The 18,156-nt window shown below is 64.8% G+C and carries 14 protein-coding genes; 5 read left to right on the top strand and 9 right to left on the bottom strand.

Annotation, left to right across the window (positions count from 1 at the left end):
* Positions 1–53: 53 nt before the first annotated feature.
* The 9 genes from AC07S4_RS20590 to AC07S4_RS20550 are packed head-to-tail and all read right to left on the bottom strand — an operon-like array spanning position 54 to position 9,576.
* Entirely contained in the window at positions 54–3,125 is a 3,072-nt protein-coding gene (locus tag AC07S4_RS20590; RefSeq protein ID WP_494988426.1) for a DUF6701 domain-containing protein, read from the bottom strand.
* A complete protein-coding gene (locus tag AC07S4_RS20585; protein WP_494988425.1) occupies positions 3,125–3,607 on the bottom strand; it encodes an agglutinin biogenesis protein MshP in 483 nt (160 codons plus the stop codon). Before AC07S4_RS20585 ends, AC07S4_RS20590 begins: the two co-directional genes overlap by 1 nt.
* Complete coding sequence (locus tag AC07S4_RS20580) at positions 3,604–4,455, bottom strand: prepilin-type N-terminal cleavage/methylation domain-containing protein (RefSeq protein WP_494988424.1); 852 nt, start codon at positions 4,453–4,455, stop codon at positions 3,604–3,606. Before AC07S4_RS20580 ends, AC07S4_RS20585 begins: the two co-directional genes overlap by 4 nt.
* Complete coding sequence (locus tag AC07S4_RS20575; RefSeq protein WP_494988423.1) at positions 4,452–5,012, bottom strand: prepilin-type N-terminal cleavage/methylation domain-containing protein; 561 nt, start codon at positions 5,010–5,012, stop codon at positions 4,452–4,454. Before AC07S4_RS20575 ends, AC07S4_RS20580 begins: the two co-directional genes overlap by 4 nt.
* Positions 5,002–5,565, bottom strand: coding sequence for a prepilin-type N-terminal cleavage/methylation domain-containing protein (locus AC07S4_RS20570; RefSeq protein WP_494988422.1), 564 nt, complete (start codon positions 5,563–5,565; stop codon positions 5,002–5,004). The genes AC07S4_RS20575 and AC07S4_RS20570 overlap by 11 nt, the downstream gene beginning before the upstream one ends.
* 40 nt (positions 5,566–5,605) lie before the next feature.
* Complete coding sequence (locus AC07S4_RS20565) at positions 5,606–6,064, bottom strand: type II secretion system protein (protein WP_494988421.1); 459 nt, start codon at positions 6,062–6,064, stop codon at positions 5,606–5,608.
* Positions 6,065–6,105: 41 nt separating this feature from the next.
* Entirely contained in the window at positions 6,106–6,645 is a 540-nt protein-coding gene (locus tag AC07S4_RS20560; RefSeq protein WP_494988420.1) for a type II secretion system protein, read from the bottom strand.
* Positions 6,642–7,871, bottom strand: coding sequence for a type II secretion system F family protein (locus AC07S4_RS20555; protein ID WP_494988419.1), 1,230 nt, complete (start codon positions 7,869–7,871; stop codon positions 6,642–6,644). The genes AC07S4_RS20560 and AC07S4_RS20555 overlap by 4 nt, the downstream gene beginning before the upstream one ends.
* A gap of 1 nt (position 7,872) precedes the next feature.
* Positions 7,873–9,576, bottom strand: coding sequence for a GspE/PulE family protein (locus AC07S4_RS20550; protein ID WP_494988418.1), 1,704 nt, complete (start codon positions 9,574–9,576; stop codon positions 7,873–7,875).
* A 137-nt stretch (positions 9,577–9,713) separates the two neighbouring features.
* On the opposite strand from AC07S4_RS20550, the gene AC07S4_RS20545 reads away from it, so the two are divergent.
* The 5 genes from AC07S4_RS20545 to AC07S4_RS20525 all read left to right on the top strand — a co-directional run bounded on the left by AC07S4_RS20545 (position 9,714) and on the right by AC07S4_RS20525 (position 18,155).
* Positions 9,714–11,570, top strand: coding sequence for an ExeA family protein (locus AC07S4_RS20545; RefSeq protein ID WP_494988417.1), 1,857 nt, complete (start codon positions 9,714–9,716; stop codon positions 11,568–11,570).
* A gap of 194 nt (positions 11,571–11,764) precedes the next feature.
* Positions 11,765–13,555: a pilus (MSHA type) biogenesis protein MshL gene (mshL, locus tag AC07S4_RS20540; protein WP_494988416.1), complete on the top strand. Its 1,791-nt coding sequence runs from the start codon at positions 11,765–11,767 to the stop codon at positions 13,553–13,555.
* A gap of 8 nt (positions 13,556–13,563) precedes the next feature.
* On the top strand, positions 13,564–15,231 hold the full coding sequence (locus AC07S4_RS20535) for a tetratricopeptide repeat protein (RefSeq protein WP_494988415.1): 1,668 nt from the start codon (positions 13,564–13,566) through the stop codon (positions 15,229–15,231).
* 3 nt (positions 15,232–15,234) lie between these two features.
* Entirely contained in the window at positions 15,235–16,947 is a 1,713-nt protein-coding gene (locus AC07S4_RS20530; protein WP_494988414.1) for a GspE/PulE family protein, read from the top strand.
* Positions 16,947–18,155 carry a type II secretion system F family protein gene (locus AC07S4_RS20525; protein WP_494988413.1) on the top strand — a complete coding sequence of 403 codons (1,209 nt, stop codon included), beginning with the start codon at positions 16,947–16,949 and terminating at the stop codon, positions 18,153–18,155. Before AC07S4_RS20530 ends, AC07S4_RS20525 begins: the two co-directional genes overlap by 1 nt.
* The last annotated feature ends 1 nt before the right edge of the window (position 18,156 follow it).

The raw sequence follows: 18,156 nt of genomic DNA, 5'->3' as shown, positions 1-18,156 counted from the left end.
AACTTTCCCCTGCTTTTTTGCCGAATGGAGACAAAAAGCACATTGCAAGCCGGTCAATGCATTTCCCTCAGGTAAATGTATGGCGCGCGGTAGGTGCCGTAAGTGAGCCGTCCATAGACGCCGGGCAGCCAGACCGGCTTGGCAGGCATCACATTCGTGCTGCCGTAATTGCCCGCGCCCGGCGCCGCCAGCCGGATGGTCGCCGCGCCTTTTTGCAACGTCACCGTGGCGGCGGACATGGAGGCCAGCACGGCCTTGCATTGCGCACCGTTTGCCAGCGTCTTGGTACAGCTGCTGAACACCAGGTCGGTGCCGGCCAGGCTGCTGGCGTTGTCGCTGATGCTCAGTTGCCAGCCGCTGCTGCTGAAGAATTGCGCCTGCAAGTCCAGCGGCATGGGCAGCAGCTCCGAGCCATAGCCATGGCTGGCCACAAAGCGGCCGCTGACGATCACCAGGCCACCCTCGATGGCGCCGCTGATCTTGGAGGTGACGGCGTCGGTGCCGCTGGTCTCGGTGCCGCGCAGGAAGATATTCGTCGGCGCGATGGTGCTGGCCGCATTTACCGTTGGAAAGGTATAAACCGGCGTAAGCGTAGCGATGCCGTCCACAAAGTTGCTTGCGGCAACGGTGGCCGCGCTCAGCACCGAACCGGTCGGCGTGCTGGGCGGATTGGCGCTACTCCCCTGCGCGGCGGAGAAAGCCGTCAATGCCGCCGCCCTGGCTAAACTGCCGCGATAGTTGACGGTGGTGGCGCCGAGCGCATTGCGGGCCAGTAACTGCACCGGGAACGGCTGCTTCGAATAGGCCGCGCCGTTCACGCCAGCCGCGCACGGCAGCAGGGTATGGCAGTCCAGGGTCCGCGCAGGAACGGTGTCGAAATGGTGCGGGTAGAAGCGGCCAACGTTGACCGGCAGCACGTCAATGGGGCCCGTTCCCAGATAATCCAATGCCTGCACGCTGAGCCGGATAATGCCGACGTCGTCAAAGGCAAAATCGCCGCTGGCCACGCCACTGCTGAACCCGCCGAACGTGCCGCGCAGCACAACCGTCGGGGCCATATCCACAAAGTATTCACCACTGGCATCGGTCGCCACCCTGGCCGTCTGCGTGAGGGCCAGCGGGTCGTCTTCGCGGCCGAAGTTGGGCGTTATCACGGGCACGCTGCCTCCGGACATGGCTTGCACCTGCACCCGGAAATTCGATCCCGCCGGTACGAAAGCGCCATCGCTCAAGGATGCCGCCGGCCAGCCCGCCTGGTTGTTGCGGGACGGCGTTATGCCTACGCTGGTGATGGTGGCCAGCCGCAGTTCGCGCGGGCGCGACACGAACGGATCGGTCGTGCCCAGCTTGCCGGCCTGGTCGATGGCCAGCAGTTCAATCCGGCCGGCGTCGGCGTAGTTGAACTCGTAGATCGCCGCGCTGGTGGGCGAATTGGCCGGCAGCACCACATCGCGGAAAGTGTTTCCCCACTCGGCCGCACTGGCGGCTGGCACCAGGCCGCTCTGTGCGCACAATTCCAGCGAAATGGCGGACGCGCCGCGCGGGTTAAAACTGGCCTTGCGTCCGTTGGCGGTGGCAGGATTGTGGCAAGACAATGCAAACTTCATTTTAACCGTGGTGTCGCTGGTGGCCAGGCTGGTCGGCACTTCGTTTACCGTGTAGGTGACATACATGGGTATCGGCTCGTTGGCCGTGACCGTCGCCAGCGAAATCCGTTTGCAAGGCTGAGCCGCGCTGCCGAAGGGCTGGCCGTGGGCGCAGACCGCGTCGGTGAATACATACACGGGCAAAATGCCGCCCTGGCCGACGCGCACGCTCACGGTGGCGCTGTTGTTGCTGCCGTCGTAGTCGAACAGGGCGCCGCTCACCGTCGCAGTATTGCTGATCAGGCCGCTGGCATTCGCGGCCGGCGTGACGCGCAGCTGGATGACGGGCAAGGTGGCGCCCATCGCCAGCGTGCCGCTATAGGTGCAAGTCACCACCTGCGCCAGCATGCCGCAAGTCCAGCCGGTGCCGCTGGCGCCGGTGTAGATCAGCGAAGCGGGCAGCGTATCCCGCACCACGATAGGGCCAGTCTCGGCAAGCGGTCCGTTGTTGCCTACCGTGATGGTGTAAATGCTGGGTAGCGACGGGGCCAACGTGTTGTTCAGCGTCATCGTGATGCTGCGGTCCGTGGCCGGCACATTCGGCGCCGCGATGATTTCCGCGTTCATCAGCACCAGGTCCTGGCCGGAGCGGTAGGTGGTGGTCGCCTGCGTGTCGCCGCCCTTGATTACCGGCGAGCGTACCGTATAGGCATCGAAGTCGATGCCGTAGGACGCCGCATTGTTATCGATGTTGCTGGCGGAATTAAACTGGTTATCGCTATTGTTGAGCGTATCCTGCATCGCCACACCGTTGTACTGCAGATACTCGCTGTCGTTCAGCGTGGCGTCGCCTTCCCAGGTAATATGTCCTACCCGGCCAGTAACGGTTCCGATCGGGTTCGGGATCTGGAAATTGCTAAGCACCAAGGACTGCGAAGAGTTGCTGATGAACTGGAAACCCTCATAAATATTCAGTACGCGGAACGTTTCACTCGGCAGCGAATAAACCACCAGCAGCTGGAAACCGCCAAGCACCGTCTGGTTCGAGCAATACGGCTCGCCCTTTACGATCGCCATGCTTCCGACGGTATAAACCGCATTGCCTTTGGCCCTCACCTGACCGGTCACATCGACTGCGCCGGCGAAGAATGGCCTATGCACGTTGGAGCTGACGTAATCCAAGGAGAATTGGCGCGCCGCCGGCGCGGTGACCGATACGCCGTCGAAGTTGACCGTGTATTGTGGCGCCGGGTTGGAGCCGGCCCAGTACAGGTGGGCGCTCAGAACGGTGGAGCCGGATGGCAAGCCGGTCAGCGGCATATTCAAGGTGCCTTCGTCGACCGCACAGGCGTCGCCACCGTTATTGCCACTGGGATTGGGCAAGGTCCGCATGCTCTTCTCGGCGCCGGTGAAGTTGATATTGCCGGCGAAGGCCTTGAACTGCTTGATCGGCGTATCCGCGCGCGCGACAGGCGCGGCCAGCAGCAGCAGCAGCAGCGCCCCCAGCCCAGCCAGCAAAGCCCTGCGCAGCGCCCCCATCAGAACTGCACCGTCACAACGCGCTGCACATAGTCCGGCGATGTCGGCGCGGGGTTCGGACAAGCGCCGCTGGCCGGCTGGTTGCAGGCCGTGGAGGTAATGATGGTTTGCAGCGGATGGCCGGCGGGCTGGGCGGCCACACCGGGCGCAGCGGCGATGGCAGGCATATTGCTGGTCTGGTTCTGCGCGCACTGCACGGTGACCGTGAAAGGCGTCATCGTTGCCGCCGGCATCGTGAACGAGCTGGTGCCGCAGGCGCCGTCTATCGCCTGCCGGTACAAGCCGTATTCGGCTCCGGAGCGCGCGGCCTCGTAGGCGCGCGAGCCGAGCAAATCCAGCGCCGAGCCTTGGTGCTGCGTGGTCGACAGGGTGACGATGGCCGCGCCCAAAGCCGACAGCACCACCAGCAGGAAAATCGCGGTGACGATGCTCACGCCGGCCTGGCGCCGCAAGCGCCGCGCTATGGAGAGTTGCGTTGTCATGGCGTGTTATCCACGTGAACCTGCCGCACCAGCTCCACGGCCTCGCCGTTGGGCAGCTGCAGCTTCAGCTTGATGGTGATCAGGGCGGTCTGGATGTTGGGCAGCTGCGTGGCGTCGAACTGGCATGACGCCACCGCGTTCGACATCAGCGCGCCGACGCCCAGCGGACCCGGCACATCCACCGCCTGCAGCACCTGGTTATTCACGTAGCGCGTTAGCGTACCGGTTCCGCTCGCAGGCAGCGCGCACTGGTACACCACCGTTCCGCTCACCACCTGGAAGCGGCTGGTCGGCGACGGCATGGTGGGCGTGGCGACGGCGAAGGGATTGGTGGCCATGGTGATCTGCGTGCCGTTGACGGCGGTGACCAGGCCGGCGTTCTGCTGGTTGTAGGCGTCGGCCGGGCTTTGGCCCTGCCCCAGGTTGTACACCACGATAAAGTCGCCCGGCACGATGGCTTGGCGGCCGGTGGGCGCCGCGCCGGCCATGTGGAAGGTGCGCGCGGTGGGGTTGGTGAAACTGAGCGGCAGCACGGCGGGCGGCGGCTGGTCGCGCACGTCGATATACCGGCCGCCGGTCTTGGTAATCAGGAACATGACCGAGCGGCGGTCGGCCGACACCACGATGCTGTTGGGCAGCGCCAGGCGCAGCTCGCGGCTGATGCGGCGCAGTATCAGGTCGGCAGCGTCGCTCAGTTCGGCGCGCGCCACGCTGTCGACATAACTTTGCACCGGCGCCTTGATAAAGATGGCCACCATACCGGCCACGATGCCGGTGATGACGATGACGATAATGGCTTCAACCAGCGTGAAGCCGCGCGCGCGGCGGAGCGGGAAAGATGTTCTCATGGCGGCGGTGGGCTGATCGGCAGGTTTTGCGGCGTATAGCGCGCACGGTAGCTTTCCAGCACCACGTTCTCCGAACCATAGGCCACGCTGACGGTGATGCGCAGCGCCAGGTTTTGCGGCACCCGGGCGCCGGCCGGGCCGAAGGCGCTGTCCTCGACGATGGTGACGGTCGCCGCGTAGCCGCTTGGGAAGCTGTTGCCCACCACGTCAGTGGCGTAGGTCTTGGGCGCACCAAAGGCGGCCACATAGTCGTTCACGTTGTCGTATGGGCGCGAGTTGCCGGGCTCGGGACCAACGCCCTCGGCGACGGTGCAGGCCGCGCCAGGGGTTTCCACTGCCGGGTCGGCGCCGTCACAGGCGGTAAACGGCGCCAGCCTCACCTCCTCCATCAGCCCTTCGGCGATGGCCAGAGCCTGCTTGCGGCGGGCCGGGTCGGCGCTGCTGCCGGTATTCAAGGCAAATACCCGCAGTATGGCGACCACGGCGATGCCCACGATGACGATAAACATCACCAGTTCGATCAAAGTCAAGCCACGCTGGCGTTTGTCAATAGACATAGCCCGTCTCCGCAATGACATTGACATTGTGATTCAATCCATCTCCCGACACGACTATGGTGCGGCTGGTGAAGTTCGAGAACAGCACAGGCGGCAAATCCGTCGCTAGGAATGGCTTGCCCATAGGGTCGAAGTAAAACAGCGCGTGACTGGTAACGCTAATGCCGCTGGGTACGCCTTCGCAGGCCCAGTTAGCGGCATTGCCGCAGCGCTGCAAGGTTGCGCTGCTACCTGAATTGGCGCCACCCGGAGGCTGAACGCGCTGCGTACAGGCCAAGGTGCTGTCGTAGCACAGTGCCACGCTGGCGCCGTCCAGACGCACATATACATTGCGGTTCTGTGCTATCGCCACCTTCTGTCCGTAGCGTATCAATCCCCGCACCTGATCCGCAAACGCGATCGCCGTGTAGCCCTTCTGATCAAAGAAACGGGGCGCCGCTACCGCTCCCAGAATCCCGATTACGACGATAACCAGGATGAGTTCCACGAACGTAAACCCAAACTGCCTGACACGAAGGCCAGGCAGTTCACTGCGGTACTTATGGGAAATCAAGCTTATGCCCGCCGAAACGGCTTGCGCACAAGTTGCATGTTTACTCGCAAGTGGACGTCGCAGGCACAGCACTCACGGCACCGGTTGACGCGTCATACGTGATCAGGCAGTTGGCGTGCGAAGCGTCTGCCTTGACCGTGACTACTCCGGAAGCAGAACTGACGGTGTAATCAGCCAGTCCGCCTGCGGCTGCAATGAAACCAGCAGCATCGCCGGTCAGCCAGCCGCTGGCGTTGACTGTCACAGTAGTATCGTAAGTACTGGCAGTGGCGGGCGAACCGTTGGCCAGCCAGCGGCCACGGTACATACTGACGGCGCTCAAGCCAGCGGCACGAGCCGCTTGCAGCTTCGCCATGCGTGCATCGCCGCCCAGACCGGCGAACTTTGGCAGTGCGGTAGCAGCCAGGATGCCAAGGATCACAATGACCACGATCAGCTCGATCAGCGTAAAGCCGGCTTGTGCCCCGCTACGCAGCGAACCCATTTGTTTGATTTGCATTTAAATCTCCAACTAAGACAAAAATTGTGAAGTTGCAGCGGCTAGTTGCCGTCAACTTGAATCAGGGCCACGCCACCATCAAGATCTGGCGTTCCATTGGGCTTGGCGTTTTTTGTGGGCAAGCGAGCTGATTCTAACCTGAAACACCAGCGCTCATATGAGTCGCCAGGAAAACTTTTTTTGCTGCTGAACACATACACAAGTTTTCGCCCGCGACTCTCAAAATACCAGTTGCCCGGGGCTGCCCGATGTCCAACCGATTCGTCTACCTCGCCCAGATAATTAATCGGTGGCCGGGCCAGCAATTCAATGGGATTCGAACCCGCCAACACCGCCATTTCCCGCAATTTTCCTTGCACTACAGCCTGTAATAGCCTGCTATTAAGGCCTACCCGCATATTTGCGACCAGTTTGTGCACTTCCGCACGTTCCGCCTCGCCTTGATAGAAGTACACGCGCTGCAAGAATACTGTGAGCAATACGCCTAGAACAATGACAACAACCGCGAATTCAAGAAGTGTCAAACCGCCAAGTCGGCCTCGTTGCATTTGTGAGACATTGTCACGAACCGGATGCGTCATTTGGGGATGGCTGCCTTGCCCAGGTCCCATATCGGCAGGAAAATACCCAGCGCCAGCACCAGCACCATGGCCCCCAGGAAAGTGATCATGATGGGCTCAATTTGCGCGGCCAGCGTCTTCAGTTCGTAATCCACCTCCCGCTCGTACATCGCGGCAATCTCATCCATAAGATCGTCCAGCGAGCCGGACTCCTCGCCGACCGCAATCATTTGCAGCACCACAGGCGTGAAAATGCCTGCGACGATCGAAGTCCGCAAAATGCTGTCGCCGCGCTCAACGCTGTCGCGCATCTGCTCAATGCGCGCGCTCAGATAGGCATTGTCGGCCGTCTGCGACACCACAGTGAGCGCCTGCACGATGGGAACACCGCTGCGACTGGACAAGGCAAAGCTGCGCGCAAAGCGGGCCATGGTCGCTTTATGGATGATCTTGCCCGCTATTGGGAAACGCAGCTTGAGCCTGTCCCAGGTCAGGCGTCCGCTGCTGGTTTTAATCCATTGGCGGAAGCCGAACGCAGCCGCTACAGCAGCAAATAGCAACCACTGCCAATAGTTGACCATGAAATTCGACATGCCGATCAGGAAGCGCGTCATGAGCGGCAATTCCGCATGAAAGCTTTCAAACACCTTCACGAACTGCGGAATCACGAATACATTCACCACGATCATGGCGAGCGTCATGGCCACCATGACAAAGGTCGGATAGCGCAGCGCGCTCTTGACCCGGTTCTTCATTTCCCGGTCAAACTCAAGATGGTCGAACAGGCGCAGCATGATTTCATCCAGGCGCCCGGTCATTTCGCCAACCCGCACCATGGACAAATAAAAATTATCAAATACCAGCGGGTGACGGCGCATTGCAACCGATAGTTCCCGGCCCGCGTCCAGCGACTCGCGCAAATCCTTCAGCACCTTGCCGAAAGCCTTGCTGATGGCCGATTCCTGCAAGCCCGCCAGCCCGCGCATGATAGGCACACCGGACTTGAGCAGCGTGTAGAGCTGGCGGCTGAACAGCTGCACGTCCATGGAATTGACCTTTTTCTCGGTCATCCTGGTCCACCAGTTCTCGCCGTCCTTGGCCACGGCCTGGCGCGTCAGCGTGATTTCCACCGGCGTGGCGCCGGTGCCGAACAGCTGGTCGGCCACCGCGTTGCTGTCGGCGCCCTCCAGTACTCCCTGCATCAGTTCGCCGCGCGCGTTGCGGGCCTTGTAGGCGAAAAACGGCACGTCACTCCTCGTACTGGTTGCTGATGCGCATGGCTTCAGAGATGGTGGTGCGGCCCTGTATCACCAGATGGACCGCGTGCCGGCGCAGGGTCTCGCCCCGCATCTGCGCATGCGCCACCTTCATGAAATGGTTGGTGTCCACGCTATGCGACGCGTCCACCACCGCCTGCGTCATCTCCAGCAGCTCATACACGCCGGTACGGCCGCGATAGCCCATGCCGTTGCAATGCGAGCAGCCCTTGCCGTGGAAATAGCGCGCCATGTCCACCTTGTCGTTCAGCTCCAGGCGCAGCCATTCGTGCTCGGGCGGCGTGGGCGTGTACGGCGTGGTGCAGCTTTCGCAGATCACGCGCACCAGGCGCTGCGCCAGCACCGCCTGCAGCGAACTGCCCACCATATAGCGCGGCACGCCCATGTCCATCAGGCGCAGCGGAGTACTGGCGGCGTCGTTGGTGTGCAGCGTGGACAGCACCAAGTGGCCGGTCATGGCGGCGCGCAGGCCGATCTGGGCGGTTTCCTGGTCGCGCATCTCGCCCACCAGCACAATGTCCGGATCCTGGCGCAGCGCGGAGCGCAGCACGCGCGCGAAATTCAGTTCGATCTTGTCGTTCACCTGCACCTGGTTGATGCCGGGCAGGCGGTATTCGACCGGGTCTTCCACCGTGATGAGTTTCTTCTCCACCGAGTTCAGCTCGGCCAGCGCACTATATAAGGTGGTGGTCTTGCCGGAACCGGTTGGCCCCGTCACCAGCACCAAGCCGTTCGGGCGCTGCACGATGGCGCGGAATTTCTCCAGTATGCCGCGCGGCATGCCGATGGCGTCCAGGCGCAGGTTGATGCCGCCCTGGTTCAGCAGACGCATTACCACCGATTCGCCGTACTGGGTCGGCATGGTGGAAATACGCACGTCGATGCGCTGGTTCTTCACGCGCACGGCAAAGCGGCCGTCCTGCGGCAGGCGCTTTTCCGAAATATCCAGGTCGGACATCAGCTTGAGGCGCAGCGCCAGCGACGGGGCGATCTTGATGTCGGCCTCGGTTTGCAGGTGCAGCACGCCATCGATGCGGAAGCGGATCTGCAAACGGCTTTCCTGCGGCTCGATGTGGATGTCCGACGCGCGCACCTGCGTGGCGTCGTCGAACACCGACTGCAGCAGCTTGACGATGGGCGCTTCTTCCAGGCCCGGGTTGGCGGCCAGCGCGCCGAAGTCGACCGACACGTCGCCCAGATCCTGCTCCAGCTCGCGCGCCAGGTCGGTGATGTCCTCGGTGCGGCGGTAGATGCGGTCGATGGCGGCCAGCACCTCGGTCTCGTTGACCACCGCCAGCTCGATGTTCTGCTGCACCAGGCGGGCGATTTCGTCGTAGGCGAACAGGTCGGTGGGGTCGGCGATACCGACCAGCAGCGAGCCGCGCCTGTCTTCCAGCACCAGCGCGCGGAAGCGGCGGGCCTGGGTTTCCGGCAGCAGGCGCACCACTTCCGGATTGATGTTGTAGAACTTGAGGTTGATGTAAGGGATGTTCAGCTGGCGCGCCAGCGCCCCGGCAATCTGCTCCTCGGTGACGTAGCTGCTTTCGATGAAGACGCGGCCGAGCTTGCGGCCGCTGCGCTTCTGTTCGGCCAGCGCCAGCCCCAGCTGTTCCTCCGTCAGCAGTTTTTGCTGCACCAGGATTTCGCCTAAGCGGACTTTTTCGGGCCGAGCCATACACTACTCCGATCGTTGCACAATGGTCGCGGCCATTTTATGCCAGATCAGCCCGTTTCTACGAGTAATATGTGCTGCCTGCTGGCTAAACCAGTCCGATATTTGCTACAGTGCTCATCTGTTCAGCATGCACGCATATGGCCCTCGACCACTTCAACCTGACCCGCCCGCCTTTCAGCCCCGCCGCCGGCCCCGCCTTCCACTACGAGGACGCGGCGCGGCGCGAGTTGCTGGGCGCCCTGCACTACGCGCTCAGGCAGGGCGATGGCGTGATAAAAGTGACCGGCGAGCCGGGCAGCGGCAAGCGCATGCTGTGCCAGGTGCTGGCCGAGCGGCTGGCCCAAGGGGCCGTGCCTGGCGCCCCGCCGGTGCAGGCAGTGCTGCTGGGGCGGGGCACGCAGTTCCCGGTGTCGCCGCTGGACGCGGTGTGCGCCATCGCGCGCCAGCTCGGCCTGGCGCCGGGCGGCCTGCGCACCGACGAAGTGATGCGGCTGCTGCACACCCATCTGGCGGCTGAACGCGCCGCCGGCAAGCTGGCCGTGCTGCTGGTGGAGGAAGCGCACGCGCTGCCGCTGGACACGCTGGAGACGCTGCGCCAGCTCACCAACCTCAGCGCCGGGCCGCACACGCTGCTGCCGGTGGTGCTGGTCGGCACGCCCGAACTGAACCACGTGCTGCGCCAGCCGCGTTTGCGGCAACTGCGCGAACGCATCACGCTTAGCTTCGTGGTGCCGCCGCTGCCGCCGGAGCTGGCGCCCGAGCTGCTGGCTTGCCGCCTGCGCGCCGCCGGCCACCCGGACGGCGCCCTGTTCCAGCTCGACGCCGCCAAACTGATCGCCCGCACCGCCGGCGCCGACCTGCACGCGCTCGTGGCGCTGGCGGACAGCTCGCTGGCCGTCGCCGCCGGCGCCAGCGCCTCCGCCGTGGCCATGTTCCATGTGCGCGACGCCATCAAGGGTGTGCCCGCGCGGCCCGCCAGCGATCTCGCCCCGGCGGCGCCGGTTGCGCCGATTGCGCCGATTGCGCCGATTGCACCGATTACGCCAGTTGAGGCGATTGCGCCAGTTGAGCCGATTGAGCCGATTGAGCCGGTTGAGCGAGTTGAGCCAGCCGCGCCGGTTGAACGGGCTGAGCCGCTTGCGCCGCTAGCCCAAGCCGCACCGGTTGAGCCTGTTCCGCCTCCGCCCGAAGCAACGCCCGCCGCACTCGAACTGGCTGAGCGATTCGCCGCCCCACCGGCAACGCCGCCTGCCGGCCCGCAGGACTTAATCGCAGTTCCACCCCGTCCTGGCTCGCTGCGGCGCAACGCAATGATCGCAAGCGGCGCCATGCTCGCAGTCGCCGGTATTGCAAGCGCTGCTTTCCTGCTGCGCCCGGCCGCCGCACCGGCCACCGCTGCCGCCACTGCCACCACTGCCGCCACCATCGCCACGCCCCGGCCGGCCAAGGTGTCCGCCCGTCCGCCCGTGCAGATGGCGCTGCCGCCGTCCGAGCCCGCTCCAGCAGTGGCAGCGGCACCCGTCCCGGCTCCCCCGGCAGCGGCGTCCGAGGCGCCTCCAGCGGCGCCGGCCATCGCCCCCGCGCGCGGCCTGACGCTGGACGTGCCGCGCCACACTACGGCAGCCGCCACGCCCCGTCCCGCCAGCCTGCTCAAGCAGTCCCTGCTAGCCAGCAAAACCTGGCTGCGCGACGAGCCGGAAAACAACTTCTGCGTGCAGATCGAAAACTTCCCCGCCAGCGAAGCCGAGCGCGCCGAGCAATTCCTCACCGACACCCGCGCCGCCATCGGCCTGAGCGAAGTCCACAGCTACCCCATGCTGATCAAGGGCGAGCCCCGCATCGCCATCGTCTACGGCAGCTTCGCATCCGCCAAAAAGGTCCAGGAAGTGCAAGCCACGCTGGCAGAGCGCTCCGGCACCCACCACAAGATCCGCACCATCAAGGGCATTCGCGAAGCCGCAGCTAAAGCGGAAAGCAAGAAACAAGCAAGCTGAGCCTGCTACCGCCCTCAACTCCGCAACAGCCCATCCTGCCCAAGAACTACCCGCCAGAACTGACCCCAACTGTAGAGCACGCTGGTACTTTACAGTTGGAAATTGAACCGTGCGCCCCTGTTGCAGGTTTTGTTAGATGATGCGAACTATCGTTCCAAAACTACAACATTTCGCTTGCCTGGGGCGTTCTGCACATGAAACAACTCGTCGCTCCGCTCATCCCGGTTGCATGCTTGCTGCTTGCCGGTTGCGCCACGCCGCAACTGGCGCTCTCGCCTGCGCATCTGGCCGACACGCCGCGCGTGCCGGGAGCCATTCCAGATCCCGTGCGCCAGAGCACGCTGCCGCCGCCGCCCAAAGCGTCCGCCAGGGTGGAGACCTATAGCGTCACGGTGCACAAGGTACCGGTGCAGTCGCTGCTGTTCGCGCTGGCGCGCGATGCGGGCATGAACGTGGATATTCATCCGGGCATTGAAGGCACCGTCACCCTCAATGCGCTGGACCAGACCTTGCCGCAGCTGCTGGGCCGCATCGCGCGCCAGGTGGACATGCGCTACGAGATCGAGGGCAGCAACCTGGTGGTGCTGCCGGACTCGCCGGAATGGCGCAACTACAAGGTCGACTACGTCAACGTGGCGCGCAGCACCAATAGCAGCGTGAATATCGCCACGCAGATTTCCACCACCGGCGGCGGTTCGGGCCAGAGCAGCAACCCGGTCGGCGCGGCGACGCAGGGCGGCGGCGGCCCCGCCAGCTCCAGCCTCGGCAGCGGCAACAACAACTCCACCACATCGGTGTCCAACCGCTCGGACAATAATTTCTGGTACAGCCTGGAAAAGAACATCCGCGACATGCTGCGCGCCTCGACCCTGGGCGATACGCCGCAGGACCCGCTGGCGCAGATGGCGGCGCAGGCGGCCCAGAGCGCGCAAACTGCGGGCGGCGCCGCCGGCCAGGGCGCGATTGCGCCCATGGGCGCGGCGCCCCAGCCTTTCACCGACAACGCCTCGCCCTACTCTCAGCGCGGACGCGTCCGCAACGATCCCTCCATCGTGGTCAATGCCGAAAGCGGCCTGATCGGTGTGCGGGCGACCGCGCGCCAGCACGAGAAGATCCAGGAGTTCCTGGACCTGGTGGTCAACAGCGCGCGGCGCCAGGTGCTGATCGAGGCCACCATTATCGAAGTGAAGCTGGGCGACCAGTACCAGCAAGGCATCAACTGGAACGGCCTGAACGGACGCCTGAACCTGATCCAGGGCCAGGTGGGCACGCCTGCCCTGCCGAGCGGCGTGCAGCCTGGCGTGAGCCCCGGCATGTTTGTGCTGAACTACCTCAATCCGGGCAACCTCAGCGCCACCATCCAGCTGCTGGAGTCCTTCGGCAAGGTGAAAGTGCTGTCCAGCCCGAAAATCAGCGTGCTGAACAACCAGACCGCCATGCTGAAGGTGGTGGACAACAATGTGTTCTTCACCATCAAGGTCACACCCGCCGTGCTCAATTCCAGCGGCACGGTGACCGCCCCGGCCACCTATGAATCGACCTTGCAGACCGTGCCGGTGGGCTTCGTGATGAGCGTGACCCCGCAAATTGCCGACAGCGACGAAGTGACGCTGAACGTGCGGCCGACCATCACCCGCATCGTCGGCTATGTGCAGGACCCGAATCCCGCGCTGGCGGCGGGCAATGTGCGCAGCCAGGTGCCCGTGATCCAGGCGCGCGAGCTGGAGTCCATCATGAAGATCAGCAACGGCCAGGTGGCGGTGATGGGCGGGCTGATGCAGGATTCTGTGGACAACGCCAAAGACGGCGTGCCTTTCCTGAGCACGCTGCCGGTGGTGGGCAATCTGTTCGCCTACCGCAACGAGAACGCGACCAAGACGGAACTGGTGATCTTTATGCGGCCGGTGGTGGTGAAGGACGCCAGCATGAGCGGCGACTACAAGGACTACCGCTATCTGCTACCGGGCCAGGCAGGTGGGCTATGAGCTTGCTGATGCAGGCGCTCAAAAAGGCGGAGCGCTCCAAACAACATACCTTGCTGGACGAGGAGGCGGCGGACAAGCCGTCCGAGGCGTTTGACGAGGTGCTGGCGCTGACGCCGCAGGATATGGCGCAGGAGCGCTTTCAGCCGAAGCCGACGGAGTTTTCGCTGGAGCCGCTCGATGAGGCCTTGCTGCCGGAGCAAGAGGATGAGCAGATTCCGGCCTTGACGCCGGCCGAGGAGGCGCCCCATGACCCGACGCCGCCGCAAGCCCGGGTCGGCGGCGAGCATGCCGCTTCGCCGGCGGCGGAAGCCAGGCATAAAATGGAAAGCGGGACGGGGCCGGACGGCGGCACGCGCTCCTGGCCACGCTCGGCCCCCGGCACGGGCGCCGAACCTGGCGCTGGCGCTGGCACTGGCGCCGGCGCGGCGGCCCGGGTACGGGCGGCCACGCGCGCGGCAGCCGACGAAAAGCTGGGCTGGGACCCGGCCCGCGTGCGGCTTGCGGTGCTGGGCGGCATATTGCTGCTGGTCGTGGCTTTGTTCGGCTATCTGTTCTGGCGCGCCACCACGTCTCCCGGGCCAGGCGCGAGCCTGCCCATGGTGCCCATGCCTCCGCCGGACGCGGCAGGCGCGAAAGCCGGCACCATCGTAATTCCGCCCGCGAGTACGCAGGGCGGACCGGCAGGCGCCGAGCTGCCCGTAGCCCAGGCTGGGACAGCCGGCGCTGGCGACCATGTCGCCGCGTCCGGCGCGCCGCAAGCGCAGTCGCCATCCACCGGCATCACACTGGCGGCGCCTTACGCGCGCGGATCTTCCGGCACGGGCTCCATGCTGGGCTCGCCGCGCAGCGCGCCGCCGGCGTCCAACACCGTCATGGCGACTCCGGAGGAAATCGAGCAAGCCATGCAGGCGCAAGCCGGCCAGCAAGGAGGATCGCCACCGCCATTCGCGGCATCGGCACACGCCGCCGCGCCAGCGCCTGCAAGCGGCGGCGTGGCCGGTACTGGCGGATTCAACGCCAGCGGCACGGCGTCCGCCGGCGCACGCCCGGCCGACGCGTCCTGGTCCAGCGGCGACATCAAGGTCAGCCGCCACAGCAACGCCCCGCGCCTCAGCCCGTCGCTGCAGACCGGCTACCAGGCGCTGCTGGCGGGCGACTTGGCCACCGCCGCCGAGCACTATGCCGCCGCCCTGCGCCAGGAACCGAACAACCGCGACGCCCTGCTCGGCAACGCCGCCGTGGCGCTGCGCCGCAACGACGCGGCGCAGGCATCGGCCAGCTACACCCGCATGCTGGAGCTCGATCCCAGCGATGCCGACGCCCTCGCCGGCCTGCTCAGCCTGCGTCCCGGCGACGCCGGCCAGTCCGAGCAGCGCCTCAAGGCCCTGCTGCGCAAGACCCCGGACGCCGCGCCCATCCAGTTCGCGCTCGGCAATCTGTACGCGCGCCAGGCGCGCTGGACCGACGCCCAGCAGGCCTATTTCCGCGCCTACACCGCCAGCCCGGACAATCCCGACTACGCGGTCAACCTGGCCATCGGCCTGGACCGCTTGAACCAGCCCCGGCTGGCCATGACCTACTACCAGCGCGCGCTGGCGCTGTCCCAGTCCGCGCCGGCGGGCTTCGACGCCGAGGCCGTGCGCGCCCGCATGCGCCAGCTTGGGGCGCCGGACTAAGCGATGGGCGAGTCTCCGAAAATCCCCCTCGGCAAGCTGTTGATCCAGAAAGGCGTCATCAGCGAAGACCAGCTGCGCATTGCCCTGATCGAGCAAAAGCGCAGCGGCGAGCCGCTCGGCAAGATGATGATCGCGCTGGGCTTCGTCACCGAAGCCATCATGCGCGAGGCGCTGAGCGAAAACCTGCACACCCCCAGCGCCGACCTGAACAGCCTGGTGGTGGACGCCGTCGCCCTCAAGCTGATCCCGAAGGAAGTGGCCAAGCGCTACCGCGTCTTCCCCATCGTCTACCAGCGCGACACGGACAACCTGGTGCTGGCCATGTCCGACACCAGCAACATCGTGGCGCTGGACCAGATCAACGCCATGCTGGTGCAGGGCATCACCATCACGCCCATGCTGGCCAACGAGTCCGACATCCAGCGCGCCATCGACCAGTACTACGGTTTCGAGCTGTCCATCGACGGCATCCTGCACGAGATCGAAACGGGCGAGGTGAACTACGCCAGCCTGGGCACGCTGAGCGACGAATACAGCCAGCCCATGGTGCGCCTGATCGACGCCCTGCTGGCGGACGCGGTGCAGAACGGCGCCTCGGACATCCACTTCGAGCCCGAGCAGAGCTTTTTGCGCATCCGCTACCGCATCGACGGCATCCTGCGCCAGATCCGCAGCCTGCACAAATCCTACTGGCCGGCCATGGCGGTGCGGCTCAAGGTGATCAGCAAGATGAATATCGCGGAAACGCGCGCGCCGCAGGACGGCCGCATCGCCATCAAGTTCTCCGGCCGCCAGATCGACTTCCGCGCCTCGGCCCAGCCCACCACGCACGGCGAAAACATCGTGCTGCGCGTGCTGGACCGGCAGAAAGGCATCGTGCCGCTGGACGGCCTGGGCCTGGACGAGCCCGAGCTGACCCTGCTCAAGCTGATGATCGCGCGCCCGGACGGCGTGATCCTGGTCACCGGCCCCACCGGCAGCGGCAAGACCACCACCCTGTATTCCATCCTGAATCACATCAACACCGAGAGCGTGAACATCATGACGCTGGAGGACCCGGTGGAATACCCGATGAATATGATACGCCAGACCTCGGTCAACGAATCGGCCAAGATGGGCTTTGCCGACGGCATCCGCTCCATGATGCGGCAGGACCCGGACGTGATCCTGGTTGGCGAGGTGCGCGACAAGGAAACCGCCGAAATGGCCTTCGCCGCCGCCATGACCGGCCACCAGGTCTATTCCACGCTGCACACCAACTCGGCCGTCGGCTCCATCTCGCGCCTGCTGGACATCGGCATCGTGGCCGACGTTATGGCGGGCAACATCATCGGCGTGATCGCGCAGCGCCTGGTGCGGCGGCTGTGCCCGCATTGCCGCGCGCCGCACACGGCGGACGGGCTGGAGCGCCGCCTGCTGGGCCTGCCCGAGGACAGTCGCGACGACAGCCGGGCCACGCTGTACCGCGCGGTGGGCTGCGAGCGCTGCGCGCACCAGGGCTACAAGGGCCGGCTGGCCATCATGGAACTGCTGAAAATGAACGCCGAGCTGGACGAACTGGTGGCGCGCCGCGCCTCGGCGCGCGAGCTGCGCAAGGCGGCGCACGCGGCCGGCTTCAAAACACTGGTGGACGACGGCATGCGCCGCGTGCTGGAAGGCGTGACCACGCTGGAGGAAGTGTCGCGCGTGGTCGATCTGACGGACAGGCTGGGCTGATGCCGCACTATCTCTACACCGCCATGGACAGCGCCGGCCAGCTCATGCCCGGCAATATGGACGCGGCCAACGTGCCCGACCTGGAGCTGCGCCTGGGCCGCATGGAGCTGGACCTGATCGACTACACCGTCACGCGCGAAAAGCTGCTGGTGCTGGGCCGGCGCGCCATCTCGCGCGCGGACCTGATCAATTTCTGCTTCCACATGGAGCAGATGACGGGCGCTGGCGTGCCCATCCTGGAAGGCCTGGGCGACCTGCGCGAGAGCATGGAGCAGCATCCGCGCTTCCGCGAGGTGCTCACCGCGCTGATCGAGAGCATAGAAGGCGGTCTGCAGCTGTCGGACGCGCTGGCCGCGCACCCGGAAACCTTCGACCGCACTTTCACCAGCCTGATACACGCGGGCGAGCAGAGCGGCAAAGTGGCTGAGGTGTTCGGCAACCTGTCGGACAGCCTGAAATGGCAGGACGAGCTGGCGGCGCGCATGCGCAAGATACTCACCTATCCGCTGGTGGTGGCGCTGGTGGTGCTGGGCGTGACCTTTTTCCTGATGATCTACCTGGTGCCGCAGCTGACCGCCTTCATCCGCAACATGGGCAACGAGCTGCCGCTGCACACGCGCGTGCTGATCGCCGTGTCCGGCGTGTTCATCCAATACTGGTACGCCATCCTGCTGCTGCCGGTGCTGGCCTGGGTGGCGCTGCGCGTCTGGCTGGGCCGCAGCGAGCGGGCCCGCTTCGCCTTCGACGCCTTCAAGCTGCGCGTGTGGCTGGTGGGGCCGGTGCTGCACAAGATTATCCTGGCCCGCTTCGCCACCTTTTTTGCGCTGATGTACGCGTCCGGCATCACCATCCTGGAGTGCTTGCGGCTGTCCGAAGGCATCGTCGGCAACCGGGTGGTGGCGTCCGGCCTGCGCCGCGCGGCGCAGCTGATTTCGGAAGGCTATAGCGTCACGGCGGCCTTCCAGCACACCGGCATCTTTCCGCCACTGGTGATCCGCATGCTGAAAGTGGGCGAAGCCACCGGCGCGCTGGACCGCGCGCTGCACAACGCCAGCTATTTCTACGACCGCGAAGTGAAGGAGATGATAGAGCGCGTGCAGGCCATGATAGAACCGGCCATGACGGTGACGCTGGGCCTGATGCTGGGCTGGATCATGCTGTCGGTGCTGGGGCCGATCTACGACACCATCAGCAGCATCCGGCTGTGAG

Source organism: Pseudoduganella sp. GW821-FHT05F09, from assembly GCF_059419605.1.
The sequence above is the reverse complement of the archived record's forward strand: the minus strand, read 5'-3'. Positions and strand labels throughout refer to the sequence as shown.